Origin of the sequence: Roseateles sp. DB2 (assembly GCF_051857535.1) — a bacterium.
In the GTDB taxonomy this organism is placed as follows: domain Bacteria; phylum Pseudomonadota; class Gammaproteobacteria; order Burkholderiales; family Burkholderiaceae_C; genus Roseateles_B.
The window spans coordinates 37,085-50,726 of the sequence record NZ_JBPZGY010000023.1; the positions used below are offsets into that span (position 1 = coordinate 37,085).

The window sequence follows — 13,642 nt, forward strand, 5'->3', positions numbered from 1 at the left end:
AGTCCATGGTGCCACAAGGGTCTTGCCTGACCATGACGGAGGCGGCCTGCTTCGCCGATTCCTGCCGGCCCGCCCCAGTCCTGAGGCTGGGTACCGAGGCGGCATTCGGCCTTCGGCGCTCGTGCAGGAGTCCACAATGCGCACATCCGGCGTTCTCTACCTCCGGTCTGTTGCTTCAAAAGAAAGGATGTCGCCATGCAACGTCGCCGACTGCTGCCCCTGCTGCTGCCAGCCTTGGCCCTGCCCGCCCTCGCCAATCCGCCCGAGGGTCGCGGCCATGGCAAAGGACACCACAAGCGCGAGGAGCGTGACGATCGCTCGGACGACGCCAACCTGAGCGTACGCGGCGACGCGGGCGGCCTGGTCAGTGTCAGCATCAGTGTCGGCGATGCCCGCCTGTGGGTGCGCGAGGCCGGGGTGCGCGAGCGCTATGCCGACCTGCCGCCGGGCATCCGCAAGAACCTGGCCCGCGGCAAGCCCCTGCCGCCGGGCATCGCCAAGCGCCTGCCGCCGCCGGCCCTGCGGCAGCGGCTGCCGCAGTATCCCGGCTACGAATGGCAGGTCTGCGGCAAGGACTTGGTGCTGGTGGCCGTGACCACCCTCGTGGTGGCCGCGGTGCTGAGTTCCGTGTTCGACTGAGGCGCGGTGCCTCAACGCAGGCTGAGGTCGGCCACGGTGCCGGCGAAGATCGCGAAACCCACCCAGTGGTTGGCACGGAATGCGCGGAAGCAGCCCTCGCGACTGCGGTCACGGATCAGCGTGTAGTGCCAGGCCACCTGGGCAGCGGCTACGGCCAGTCCCGTCAGGAAGGGCTTGCCCAGCCCCAGGCGCAGGCCCAGGAAGGCCCAGGCCGCCAGGAAGATGCCATAGAAGGCCATCACGCCCGCCACGTCGAAGCGGCCCAGGGTGATGGCGCTGGTCTTGATGCCGATCTTGAGGTCGTCGTCGCGGTCGACCATGGCGTATTCGGTGTCGTAGGCCAGCACCCAGAACAGATTGGCCACCAGCAGCGCCCAGGCCGACCTGGGCACGGCCGCGTTGATGGCGGCCAGGCTCCACTCGCTGCCGCCCAGGGCCGCCGAGAACGCCATGGGGATGCCGAAGCTGAAGGCCACGCCCAGCACGGCCTGGGGCATGTTCACCACGCGCTTGGCGTAGGGGTAGAGCAGGGTCACGGCCAGGGCGGCGAAGGACAGCAGGATGGTGGGCGCATTGGTCGTGAGCACCAGACCGAAGGCCAGCAGGGCCAGCACGGCGCCCACGGTCAGCGCTTCCTTCACCGAGACTGCGCCGCTGGTCACGGGACGCTGGGCGGTGCGCTTGACGTGCTTGTCGAAGTCGCGGTCGGCCACGTCGTTGACGCAGCAGCCGGCCGAGCGCATCAGCACCGTCCCAGCGGTGAACACGGCCAGCAGATGCCAGCCCGGAAAGCCGTCCGCCGCCATCCACAGGGCCGCCAGCGTGGGCCACAGCAGCAGCAGCCAGCCGGCCGGCCGGTCCCAGCGGATCAGGTTCAGGTAGAGACTCAATCGGGAGGGGACGGCGGCACTCATGCGGGCATTGTCACCCGGTCTGGTGACGGGCAATGTCCCTGGCGTGGCGAGCCATGGCCGGCGCCGCTATGCTGCCCTCGCGCAAGGACCTGCGGGGCATCCCTGCGGCGTCCTGCGCCCCCTACGCGGGCCTGTCGCCACGGCGAGTGGCCCGGGCCGCATCCATTCCGGAGGACTTCATGAGCGCACGCGCAACCATCCTGCAACTGTCCCGCCTCTGCACGAGCCTGGGCCTGGCCCTGGCCGTCACGCTGCCTGCCTTGGCGGCGGCCCCTCAGCAAAAGAGTCAGGCGCCGGGTTACTACCGGCTCGCGCTGGGCGACTTCGAGGTCACCGCGCTCAACGACGGCACCGTGGACCTGCCGGTGGACAAGCTGCTGACCGGCGCCAAGCCTGGCCAGGTCGAGAAGGCCCTCAGCCGCGCCTACCTGAAGGCGCCGGTGGAGACCTCGGTGAACGCCTTTCTCGTCAACACGGGCTCCAAGCTGGTGCTGATCGACACCGGTGCCGCCGGTCTCTTCGGCCCCACCCTGGGACGCCTGATGGCCCAGCTCAAGGCGGCCGGCTACCAGCCGGAGCAGGTTGACGAGATCTACATCACCCATTTCCACGGCGACCATGTCGGTGGTCTCGCGGCAGAGGGCAAGGCAGCCTTTCCCAATGCCATTGTGCGAGCCGAGCAGCATGAATCCGACTACTGGCTCAGCAAGGAAGAGATGGACAAGGCTCCCGCTGCGGCCAAGGGCGGCTTCCAAGGCGCCCAGATGTCCCTGAAGCCCTATGTGGACGCTGGCCGCTTCAAGCCCTTCAGCGGCCCGACCGAGCTGCTGCCGGGCATTCGCGCCGTGCCGACGCCCGGCCACACGCCCGGCCACAGCATCTACGTGATCGAAAGCCAGGGACAGCAGATGGCCTTCTGGGGCGACCTGATGCACGTGGCCGCCGTGCAGTTCCCCGACCCCAGCGTGACCATCCAGTTCGACAGCGATCCCAAGGCCGCCGCGCCTCAGCGCAAGAAGGCCTATGCCGAGGCTGCCGCCAAGGGCTACTACGTGGCCGTGGCCCATGTGAGCTTCCCAGGCATCGGCAAGCTGCGCGCCGACGGCAAGGGCTATACCTGGTTGCCGGCGAACTACAGCACCAGGTTCTGAACGCGGCCACGCCGGCCTCGCCCCGGCACGCCTGCAAACGGTTGTGTTCATGGCCGTGTTCACGAACGCCCGGGAAAGTGCCCGCCCAAAGCCTCCCTGCGCTTGCCTGCGCAGGACGACTCATCAAGAATGGGGCGGCTGCGTCGGCCCTGGCCGACCAAGGAGATGCGTTTGGACCTGCGTGCTGTCGGGCGTTGGGTGTGGGTGCTGGGGGCTCTGCTGGCTGGAAGCTCGGGCGCCTGGGCGCAGGCCGTGCCCACGGGTGCGGTCACCCAGTCGGGGGCGCCTGCCGGAGCATCGAACGCTGGGGGCCAGGTCTTGCTGGCTCTGTCAGATCCCTGGTGCCCCTACAACTGCCAGCCCGACAGCGACAAGCCGGGCTATGTGGTGGAGATGCTGCGCGAGATCTTCGCGCCGCCGGCCTGGCAGCTGAAGTACCAGATCGTGCCCTGGGACCGCGCCCTGCAGCAGGTGCGCGAAGGTCAGGCCGCCATCGCGCTGGAGCTGACACGCGAGCAGGCGCAGCGCCTGGGTCTGCTGATCGGGCACGAGCCGGTGGGCGAGCCGGCCGACTGCCTTTACGTGGCCGCCAGCAACCCGCTGCGCTTCAGCCAGGCCTCGGATCTGGACGGGCTCAAGCAGGTGGCTGTGGTGTCGGGCTATGAGTACGAGTACGCCCTTGGCGAATGGATCAACCGACCGGAGAACAAGGCCCGCGTCGTGATGACGCGTGGCGCCAACCCCGCCGAGGTCAATGCCCGCAACCTGGCCCGCGGGCGGCTGGACGGCGTCATCGAGAGCGCAGCGGTGATGCACATGCTGGTCCAGCAGTTGCGCCTGCAGGACAAGATCCGGGAGGCCGGCTGCCAGCAGGCCTCGCCCGTCTACGTGGGCTTCAGCCCGCGCCTGCCCAATGCTGCGCAGTTGGTCGAGCATTTCGACCAGGGCATCGCCGAGCTGCGCCGCAGCAAGCGCCTGGCGCGCATCCTGGCCCGCTATGGCCAGCAGGACTGGAAGGCGGACTGAGCCGCTGTTCCCGGCGCCTTCCGGCGCTCAGCCGTCCAGCCGCTGCTGGAAGACCAGGCCGGCGTGCTCGCGCAGGGCGTGGAACTTGATCTTGGGCCAGTTGGCCTCGATGGCACGCAGCTCCGGGGCGTACTCCACCAGCACCGTGGGTGCATCGACGGCGTCATAGGCCATGCGGAAGTCGTTGGCGTTGATGAAGCGCTTGAGCTCGGCTTCATCGTCGCAGGTGACCCAGCGTGCCACCTGGAAGCGGCTGGGCGTGATGCGGGCCTTGACGCCGTATTCGTGTTCCAGGCGGTGGGCCACCACTTCGAACTGCAGCTGGCCCACGGCGCCCAGCAGCAGCACGCTGCCAGCCACCGGGCGGAAGACCTGGATCGCGCCTTCCTCGCCCAGTTGCTGCAGGCCGGCCTTGAGCTGCTTGGTCTTGAGCGGGTCAGCCACTTCCACGGAGCGGAACATTTCCGGCGCGAAGAAGGGCAGGCCGGTGAACTGCAGGGCCTCGCCCTCGGTGATGGTGTCGCCCAGCTGCAGCACGCCGTGGTTGGGGATGCCGATGATGTCGCCGGCAAAGGCCTCGTCCAGCAGCTCGCGGCGCTGCGAGAGGAAGCTCACCACGGTATTGGGGCGCAGCTCCTTGCCCGATCGCACGACCTTGAGCCGCATGCCGCGCTCGAAGTGGCCCGAGGCCACGCGCAGGAAGGCGATGCGGTCGCGGTGGGCGGGGTCCATATTGGCCTGGATCTTGAAGACCACGCCGCTGAACTTGGGCTCCTCGGGCTTGACCACGCGCTGCATGGCGCCGCGCTCGCCGGGGGCCGGGGCCAGCTCCACGAGTGCGTCCAGCACCTCCTGCACGCCGAAGTTGTTGACGGCGGAACCGAAAAACATGGGCGTCTGCCGGCCGGTGAGGAACTGCTCCAGGTCGAAGGCCGGTGCGGCCTCGTTGACCAGCTCGATCTCGCCCTTGGCGTTGTCGTACTGCATGCCGAAGCGCTCGGCGTAGGCGGGGTTGTCCAGGCCTGCCAGCACTTCCTCGTCGCCCGCCACGCGGTCCTCGCCAGGGGCGAAGACGCGCATGCGCTGCTGGCGCAGGTCCATCACGCCATGGAACTGCTTGCCCATGCCCACCGGCCAGGTGAAGGGCACCACGGCCATGCCCAGCTCGCGCTCGATCTCGTCCAGCAGGGCCAACGGCTCCTGGACCTCGCGGTCCATCTTGTTGACGAAGGTGAGGATGGGCGTGTTGCGGGCGCGGCAGACCTGCAGCAGGCGGCGGGTCTGGGGCTCGACGCCGTTGGCCGCGTCGATGACCATCAGCGCCGCGTCCACGGCGGTCAGCACGCGGTAGGTGTCTTCCGAGAAGTCCTGGTGGCCCGGGGTGTCCAGCAGATTGATCACGCAGTCGCGGTACTCCATCTGCATGACCGAGGAGGCCACCGAGATGCCGCGCTGCTTCTCGATCTCCATCCAGTCCGAGGTCGCGTGGCGGCTGGCCTTGCGCGCCTTCACCGAGCCGGCGATCTGGATCGCGCCCGAGAACAGCAGCAGCTTTTCCGTCAGCGTGGTCTTGCCCGCGTCAGGGTGGGAAATGATGGCGAAGGTGCGGCGGCGGCGCACTTCCGTCTCGATGCGGGTGGACAGCTCGGTGGACATGGGTGGTGAGGCCGCCACGCTGAGAAGCGCGCTTGTGGGCCTGGACGGGAAAGCCGGCGATTATCGCAGGCCCGCCCCGTCGGCCGCAGGCGTCACTTCGCTCCGATCACCTTCACGCTTGCATCCACCTTGGTGCTGTCCAGGATGCCCACTGCATTGGGGGTGCTGGCCACCCACTTCTTGAGTTCGTCCTCGTTGTCGAACTGCTTGGGTTCCTGGGCGCGCCCGGTGAAGATCAGCTGGGTCCAGATGGCCTTGTACTGTTTCTCGTTCTTGCCGACGTAGCCGAGCACGAAGTCCTCGCGCAGCTTGCCGGACTTGGGCATACCCACCTGGACATTGCCGCCGCCGGCCAGGCTGTTGGTCTGGCCGAGGAACACGGCCTTCACCTCATCCACGGAAGGCTTGGCCGCCAGCGCAGGATTGGCCACGACCACCGGCTCGGCCTGGGCCGAGGTTCCGATCAGCAGGCCGGCCGTGACCGGGATGCATGCGAGCAGTCTGAGCTTCATACCGCCTCCTCAGAACACGTAGTCCAGCGACACGGTGATCGCCTTGGAGTTGCCCACGAAGGGAAAGGCCGAGCGGTCCTTGAAGACGTCGTACTCGAGCTTCAGGGCCATGTCCTCGCGGAAGTCCCAGCGCAGGGTCGCGGCCCAGGTGTTGTGCTTCTCGTTGGCGGTGGGGTCGTCCTTGTAGTCCTCGGTGAAGCGCGAGTAGGTCAGCATGGGCAGCCAGTCGCCGATGCGGTAGCCAGCGCCCACGAAGAAGACGTTGTAGATGTCCTTGGGCGCATCGGGCCGCACGAAGCGGTTGAACTCGGTGCGCAGCACCACATCCTTGTGATCCACGTTGAAGGTCAGGCCGTAGAACTGCTGCTTGACGCCGTCCTTGTTGACGGTGCGCCCGGCGCCGCTGCCCACCCAGCGGTCGACCTTGTTCGTCATCATCACGAAGCGGGCCGTGCCCCAGTCCGTGCCCAGCTCGACATAGCCGCCCAGGATGCTCTTCCAGGTCTCGTCGACCCGGTCACCGTAGTAGACGCGGCCCAGCATCTGGTTGTCCTTGTCGGTCTCGCGGCCGGCCCAGATATTGGCCGTCACGGCCAGGCCGCTGAAGTTCTTGCGATACAGCAGGTTGGCGCCGTTGTAGGCCACGATCTGCCAGCCGTAGAGGTCACCCGGCGGGCGCACCCAGGGGTAGGCATAGCCCACCTGGAAGAAATCGGAGTAGCCGAACAGAGGCAGGCGCTTGCGGCCGGCCTGCAGGGTCAGGCTGTCGCTGAGATTCCAGGAGGCATAGAGCCAGTCCACCGCCGGCTTGTCGGCCGAGGCATTGGCGGTCACCTGGCCGGTCAGCGAGAGCTGATTTGCGAACTTGTAGGTGGCTTGTACGCCGGCGCGGGTGTCGGGCTTCAGGGACCAACTGCTGCGGTACACGCCCACGTCAGGGTAGTTGGCGATGTAGCAGGGGCAGCGGAACTCGTAGTTGGACTGGTCCGCCCCGGAAATGGCCTTGCCCAGCCCCACCGTGGCGAAGCCGGTGATGTTGAGCCGGTCATCCGCCTGCGCCCCGCTGCACAGCAGCCCCAGGAGCAGTGATGACAAGGCCAGCGGCCTTGCGGTGATCCTTGGTCCCATGACGCACTCCTTGCATGAGCTTGGTGAAACCATGATGCCAGCAGGGCGCTCTAGAGCGCCAGTGGGCGCTGTGCGCCCAAAACCACAGCAGGGGCGCCATCAACCTGCGGCCGGGCACAAGGCTTGTCCTCAGCCAGTGTCAGTGCTAGATGTCGGCGACAGGGGCGGGCGGCTCAGGCCCTGAACACGTCCAGCGAGCGCTTGAGCGTATCCGCGCGCTGCAGCAGGGCCTCCACCGCGGCCGTTGTCTGCTCGACCATGGCGGAGTTCTCCTGGGTCATGCGGTCCAGCGTGGACACCGCCGTGTTGACCTCGGCAATGCCGCTGGACTGCTCGGTGGTGGCGCGCTGGATCTCGTTCATCATCGCGCCCACGCGGTCCACCTCGCCGACGGTGCGGCGTATGGTCTCGTTGACCTCGTCCATCTCCCGGGCGCTCTGTGCAACTTGCTCGACCGAGGCCTGTATCACCTGCCGCACCTCCTTGGCCGCACTCGCGCTGCGCTGGGCCAGGGCGCGGACCTCGCTGGCGACCACCGCGAAACCGCGGCCCGCCTCGCCGGCACGTGCCGCCTCCACCGCGGCATTGAGCGCCAGGATATTGGTCTGGAAGGCGATGCCCTCGATGACCTGGACGATGTCGCCAATGCGCTTGGACGAGGCCTCGATGGCTGCGAAGGCGCTGTTGACGCGCTCCACGGCTGCGCCGCTGTGCTGGGCGGCACCGGCGGCCGAGGCTGACTGCGCAGCCACCTGGCTGGCCGTGTCCGCGGTCTGGCGCACGGTGGTGGCGATCTGCTCCATGCTCGCGGCCGAGCGTTGCACGGCGCTGGCCTGGTTCTCGGTGCGCTGGGACAGGTCCTGGCCGGCCCGCGCCAGCTCGGTCGTGGTCTCCACCGTGCCTTGCACTTCCGCGCGGGTGTCGCCGATCACGGCGCGCAGGTTGATCTGGATCTGGCTCAGCGCCCGGGTGATGGCACTCAAGGGGTGCGGGTGCTTGTTATCGACGCGGTCAATCAGATTGCAGCTGGCGATGCGGTTGGCGGCATCCTCGGCGTCATCCAGGCGCCGCTGGATGTCGTGCTGGAACCAGGTCACCAGCCACACGCTGCCCAGCACCGCCACGCCCACTGGCGCCCAGCCGCCCCAGCTGGGCAGCAGCCAGGCCGCTGCCGCGGCGCTCAACCCTGTGCCCGTCAGGCCGGCTGCCAGGCGCTGGGTCACGTTGAGCCGGTGCAGCCGCGCCGGCAGGTCACGCAGGCCGACCTGGCGCACCCGCCCAGCATGCAGCCTGATGCGCTGCACCCCACTGCGTTGCTGCTCGCGCAAGCGGGCGTAGAGCTGCTCGGCCTCCTGGACCTCCTCGCGCGTCGGTGCCTCGCGCACCGACATATAGCCCACCGGCTTGCCGCGCTCCAGGATGGGCGTCACGTTGGCGCGCACCCAGTAGTGGTCGCCGTTCTTGCGTCGGTTCTTGACGATGCCCGTCCAGGGGCGGCCCCGGCCGATGGTGGACCACATGTCCTTGAACGCCAGCTCCGGCATGTCGGGATGGCGCACGAGGTTGTGCGGCTGCCCTATCAGTTCCTGGTCGCTGTAGCCGCTGACCTTGCAGAAGGCGGCGTTGCAGTGGGTGATCCGGCCCTGGGGGTCGGTGGTCGACACCAGCAGCGCGTCATGGAACAGGTACTCGCGCTGGGTCACGGGTTCATTCATTCGCATGGTGGTACTCCGTCTGCCTGGGGGCAGTTCACCAGCCCGGCCTCGGGCCCTGGCCACTTCTTCAGCATCGGGGCAATCCGGAGGGCGCCACTTGAGCTTGATCAAGCGCCGGCTCTGCCCTGCCGGGGAAAGGCATGCACGCCAGCCACCATCTGACGAATTGGTGAAAAGCCCGGCTCTGCAAACCCGCATTGACCCAGGCTTGCGCTCGCCGGACAGTCCCGCCGGCCGGCGCCGAGGACGCCGGCCCCCCCTCAACGACAAACACGGAAGGCCTGGTCCCCATGAAATCCGTCTCCGCGAATTCACTCGCTTCAGGGCGCAAACGTATGCGCAAACCTTTGCTCCCCCAATTCCGCGCTGCCGGCCTGCTGCCGCTGGCGCTGGCCACCGGTCTGCTGGCGGCCTGTTCGGGCGAGACGCCCGGCACCCAGATGCCTGTGCAGGCCCTGCCGGAGCAGGCCCAGGGCCTGGTCAATCCGGCTGCCAAGTTCCCGGATCACCACGAGTTCGACGCCAGTCTCTACCTGCCCTTCCGCACGGCCAAGGGCCAGGCGGCGCGCGATCTGGCGCTGACCTTCAGCTATCCGGGCATGCCGGCTGGGCAGGTGTTCGCCTGGCAGGTGGCCCTGGTGGACGAGCGCCAGCAGCAGCGGCGCGTGCTGGACGGCGAGGCGGTCTGGGGCGGGCGTCCCCTGACCGTGGTGCAGGCCTGGGACGGCCTGGATGCACAGGGTCAGGTCTTGCCTGAGGGGCGCTACGAAGCGCGCCTGACGGCCATCACGGTGCCCGGATCGGTGGCCGTGTCGTCGCCGGCCAGCGGTGAAGCGCGCCGCAGCGCGCTCTGGGCCCAAGCACAGGGGCATGAGGTGCAACAGCGCTGGGCCTTCCAGGTCGGCCGACCGAGCAGCCCGCAGATGCCGGCTTTTGCGCCGATGCGCACCGCGCTGGAGGCCAACGGGCCGCAGCGTGCCCGCATCCAGTCGGCAGCGGCGACCGGCGCCTTGCCCTATACCGTCTACTACGCCAATCTGCACAGCCAGACCAATGACTCCGACGGCGGCGGCGCGGTGAGCAACTGCACTTCATCCCAGGCGGCTCAGACCGGCGCCTACGGTCCCGCCGATGCCTTCGCCTACGGCCGCGGTGCGGGCCTGGATGCCCTGATGACCTCGGAGCACAACCACTACTTCGACGGCTCCTCCGGCACCAACACCGGCGGCAGCGCCAGCGCGGCGCGCAGCCGCTACCAGGCTGGGCTCACGGCAGCGAGCAGCTTCAATACGGCCAATCCGGGCTTCCTGGCGCTGTACGGCCTGGAATGGGGCGTCATCAACAACGGCGGACACCTCAACATCTTCAACAGCAACGAGCTCCTGGCCTGGGAGTACAACGGCAGCAACGAACTCTTCGGGGACCGCTACGTGGCCAAGAGCGACTACGCGGCGCTCTATGGCGTGATGCGCAGCCAGGGCTTGATCGGGCAGTTCAACCATCCCGAGACCACGGGCCAGTTCGCCATCAACGGCACAGAGTTGGCCTACAGCGCCGATGGCGACGAGGTCATGGTGCTGGCCGAGATCCTCAATACCTCGGCCTTCTCCAGCAACACCAGCGAAACCGAGACCGGACGCAGCAGCTACGAGGACGCCTACAACAAGCTGCTGGAGCGGGGCTTCCACATCGCCCCGGCCAGCAACCAGGACAATCACTGCGCGAACTGGGGCAAGTCCTACACCAACCGCACCGGGGTGCTCATCCCCAACGGCACGCCCCTGGGCCGCACGGCCTTTCTGGATGCGCTCAAGGCACGTCGCGTGTTCGCCACCATGGACAAGAACTCGCAGCTGGTGCTCCAGGCCAACGGCCACCTGATGGGGGAGCGCTTCAGCAACAGCGGGCCGCTCAACCTGAGCGTGGGCTATGCCAACAGCGCCGGGCGCAGCGTGGCCTCCGTGCAGATCATCGAGGGTGTGCCCCGGCGCAGCGGCACGGTGAGCACGCTGGCGACCACGGCCACCACCACCGTCACGCCGGCCGTGGGCGAGCACTTCTACTACGCCAAGGTCACGCAGGACGACGGCAAGATCCTGTGGTCCGCGCCGGTGTGGGTCACCCAGACTTCTGGCGGCGGCTCGGACAGCACGCCGCCCACGGTCAGCGCGACAGCGAGCGGCACGGCGGGCAGCATCACCCTCTCGGCCACGGCCAGCGACAACGTGGGCGTGAGCCGGGTGGACTTCGTGGTGGACGGCAACGTCAAGGGCAGTGACACCAGCGCGCCCTACAGCCTGGCCCTGGACTCCAACACGCTCAGCAACGGCAGCCACACCCTGGTGGCGCGGGCCTATGACGCCGCCGGCAACGTGGGGGCTTCCTCCAGCGTGAGTTTCAACGTCAGCAATGCCGGCGCCACGCTCAATGAGACCGAGTCAAACGGCACCATCGCCAGCGCCAATGTGGTCGGCACGCAGACCACGATCAGCGGCACCATGGGCAGCAGCAGCGACAAGGACTTCTTCAAGGTGAGCCTGCCGGCCGGCAGGAAGCTGCGCGTGGACATGGTCGGCCCCAGCACGACCGACTACGACCTCTACATCGTCAACGGCAGCGGCACGACGCTGGTGGCCTCCGAGGGCAGCACCAGCAGCGAGAGCGTGAGCTACACCAACGGCAGCAGCGCCCAGACGGTCTACATCAAGGTGGTGGCCTACTCGGGCAGCAGCACCACGCAGCGCTACACGCTGACGCTGAGCTACCCCTGAGCGGATGCAGACCGCCCGCCTGCGTATCCTGCAGGCGGGTTCTTGCGTCAGATCAGGGCGGCGCCCCTGGCCAGGGCAGGGGGTGAAAGACCCGTGGTGGCGGGCTTACGCGGCGATTACAGTCGCGCCCATTCCTCACTTTGGAAGCACCATGTCCAACCCCTCCCTCACCCAGCCGGACACCCGACGCTGGGCCTGGCTGCCGCCCGTCGGCAGCTGGGGCTACTACACCTTGCTGGCTGTGGTCGGCATGTTCATCCTCGGCCCTCTGGGCGGCGTCACGGCCGCCTTCATGAACTTCTCCATCGGCTTCTTCGTCGGCGGCCAGGTGCTGGCCGGCATCCTGGGCTCGGTGATCACCTACGGCTACGGTCCCGAAGGCCGCCATGGCGCCAACTACATCCAGACCACCGCCGCTTCAGTGGCCGGCATGATGGCCATGAGCACGCTGATCCAGGCCATGACCTGGATGGGCATGCCCGAGGTCCCCGCCTGGCAACTGGTGCTGTACATGCTGTGCATCAGCATGATGGCCGCCGGCATCGGCATGCTCTACACGCCCATCCTGGTCGAGCGCATGCAGCTGACCTTCCCCTCAGGGCTGGCCGTGGCCAATATCCTGCGCGCGCTCACCGACCCGGTGCTGCTGCGCCAGTCGGTGTCCCGGCTTTTCGGCGGCATGGGCGTGGGCCTGGCCGGCGGTATCGCGGCTGCCAAGATGGCCTGGATGGGTGCCATCGAACTCTCGACCTCCACCTTCGGCGCCGGCCTGATCGTGGGCGCACGCGTGGGCATCCCGGCCATCGTGGCTGGCGGCGTGTTCTGGGCTTTGTCGCCCTACTTCATCAGCATAGGCTGGCTGCAGGAGGGCGAGCCATTCCGCAAGATCGCCTTCCTGATCGCGCTGGGCATGATTCTGGGGGCGGCCATCATCGACCTGGCGCTGATCTTCTATCGCGTCGCCCGCCGCCTGGCCCAGCCGGGCGAGCGCGTGGTGGTGCCCGATGAACAGCGCACCGGCCCTCGCGCCAGCCTGCCGCGTCTGCTGGCCTGGGTGGGCGTGTGGACCGTGGCCACGGTGATCTGTGGCGTGCAGTTCTTCAACGAACCCCTGGGCTTCATGCTGCTGGCCGTGGCCCTGGTCTACCTCTTCGTCATCGTCTGCGGCATCTCCCTGGGCCTGACGGACTCCAACCCCATCTCCTCGTCCTTCGTGGTGACGGTGCTGGTGCTGGCCAGCCTGGGTCTCAAGGACCCCATGCTGGGCCTGATGGCGGCCATGGTGGTCTTCGTTTCGGCCAGCGTGGCCGGCGATATGCAGCAGGACCGCTCCACCGGTTGGCGCCTGGGCTCCAACCGGGCCTTGCAGTTCCGTTTCCAGGTCGTGGGTCTGCTGCTGGGCGCGGTGATGGCCGTGGCCATCGCCAAGCTCTTCATGACGGCTTATCCGGTGCTGAACCTGGACCAGACGGTGATGAGCAAGGATCAGGCCCCGGCCCAGTGGACCTCGGCCATGACCTACAAGTTCGTGGGGGCCTTGCGCAGCCTGACCGATCCCAAGCCCTACCAGACCGACGCCATCCTGATCGGCATCGCCATCGGCCTGGTGACCGAGTTCCTGCGCAAGTGGATCAAGGGCAACGCCGCCTACCAGCGCTTCGCGGCAGGCTCACGCCTGGGCTTCGGCACGGACTTCATGCTGGACGCCGTGGTGCTGCCCAGCCCCTATGCCTCGTCCTTCGGCGGCTTCGTGAACCTGCACACCTCGGCCTGGTTTGCAGCGGGCGGGGTGATTTCCAGCGCGATCAATACCTTCGGGCCCAAACCTGCGCCTGGCGAGCAGGAGTTGCCGTCGGACATGAGCTCGACCTCGCTGGTCGGCGGCGGTCTGATCGCCGGCGATGCGCTTGCCGCCCTGGGCCTGGGCGTGGCGGGGCTTCTGGCGGTGCTGTGACCGCCCGGGCGCTGCAATAGAGAAGGGGGCCGAAAACCGGCCCCCTTTTTTCATGGCTCTTTGCGCATTGCTTCGAGACGCCTCAAGCCCCGACTGCCAGAGCCAGGAACGGCGCGGGCTGGCGAGGCGTTTGAGCTGACCGGTCCAGAGCACGGAACCAGCCCAAGTAGCTGGCC

The 13,642-nt window shown here is 67.8% G+C and carries 10 protein-coding genes; 5 read left to right on the top strand and 5 right to left on the bottom strand.

Going from position 1 to position 13,642, the window contains the following annotated elements:
* The first annotated feature begins 195 nt into the window (after positions 1-195).
* Positions 196-639 (top strand): anti-virulence regulator CigR family protein, encoded by a 444-nt coding sequence (locus ACS5PK_RS21735; protein WP_439442360.1) that lies wholly within the window; start codon positions 196-198, stop codon positions 637-639.
* A gap of 11 nt (positions 640-650) precedes the next feature.
* Here the strand turns inward: ACS5PK_RS21735 and ubiA are convergent, their stop codons facing one another.
* Positions 651-1,553, bottom strand: coding sequence for a 4-hydroxybenzoate octaprenyltransferase (gene ubiA / locus ACS5PK_RS21740; RefSeq protein ID WP_439442361.1), 903 nt, complete (start codon positions 1,551-1,553; stop codon positions 651-653).
* A gap of 179 nt (positions 1,554-1,732) precedes the next feature.
* On the opposite strand from ubiA, the gene ACS5PK_RS21745 reads away from it, so the two are divergent.
* Together ACS5PK_RS21745 and ACS5PK_RS21750 are read left to right on the top strand one after the other, a co-directional pair.
* On the top strand, positions 1,733-2,704 hold the full coding sequence (locus ACS5PK_RS21745; protein WP_439442362.1) for an MBL fold metallo-hydrolase: 972 nt from the start codon (positions 1,733-1,735) through the stop codon (positions 2,702-2,704).
* Positions 2,705-2,875: 171 nt separating this feature from the next.
* Complete coding sequence (locus ACS5PK_RS21750; protein ID WP_439442363.1) at positions 2,876-3,730, top strand: substrate-binding periplasmic protein; 855 nt, start codon at positions 2,876-2,878, stop codon at positions 3,728-3,730.
* A 27-nt stretch (positions 3,731-3,757) separates the two neighbouring features.
* Here the strand turns inward: ACS5PK_RS21750 and ACS5PK_RS21755 are convergent, their stop codons facing one another.
* The 4 genes from ACS5PK_RS21755 to ACS5PK_RS21770 all read right to left on the bottom strand — a co-directional run bounded on the left by ACS5PK_RS21755 (position 3,758) and on the right by ACS5PK_RS21770 (position 8,747).
* A complete protein-coding gene (locus tag ACS5PK_RS21755) occupies positions 3,758-5,386 on the bottom strand; it encodes a peptide chain release factor 3 (protein WP_439442364.1) in 1,629 nt (542 codons plus the stop codon).
* 92 nt (positions 5,387-5,478) lie between these two features.
* Positions 5,479-5,898: a hypothetical protein gene (locus tag ACS5PK_RS21760; RefSeq protein ID WP_439442365.1), complete on the bottom strand. Its 420-nt coding sequence runs from the start codon at positions 5,896-5,898 to the stop codon at positions 5,479-5,481.
* Between the two features lie 9 nt (positions 5,899-5,907).
* The gene (locus ACS5PK_RS21765; protein WP_439442366.1) at positions 5,908-7,026 is read right to left on the bottom strand and encodes a porin; all 1,119 of its coding nucleotides are present in this window, start codon (positions 7,024-7,026) and stop codon (positions 5,908-5,910) included.
* Between the two features lie 173 nt (positions 7,027-7,199).
* Entirely contained in the window at positions 7,200-8,747 is a 1,548-nt protein-coding gene (locus ACS5PK_RS21770) for a methyl-accepting chemotaxis protein (protein ID WP_439442367.1), read from the bottom strand.
* Positions 8,748-9,076: 329 nt separating this feature from the next.
* Here ACS5PK_RS21770 and ACS5PK_RS21775 point away from each other — a divergent pair, with 329 nt between their 5' ends.
* Both ACS5PK_RS21775 and ACS5PK_RS21780 read left to right on the top strand, forming a co-directional pair.
* On the top strand, positions 9,077-11,512 hold the full coding sequence (locus ACS5PK_RS21775) for an Ig-like domain-containing protein (RefSeq protein WP_439442368.1): 2,436 nt from the start codon (positions 9,077-9,079) through the stop codon (positions 11,510-11,512).
* 151 nt (positions 11,513-11,663) lie between these two features.
* Positions 11,664-13,466, top strand: coding sequence for an OPT/YSL family transporter (locus ACS5PK_RS21780; protein ID WP_439442369.1), 1,803 nt, complete (start codon positions 11,664-11,666; stop codon positions 13,464-13,466).
* Positions 13,467-13,642: the final 176 nt, after the last annotated feature.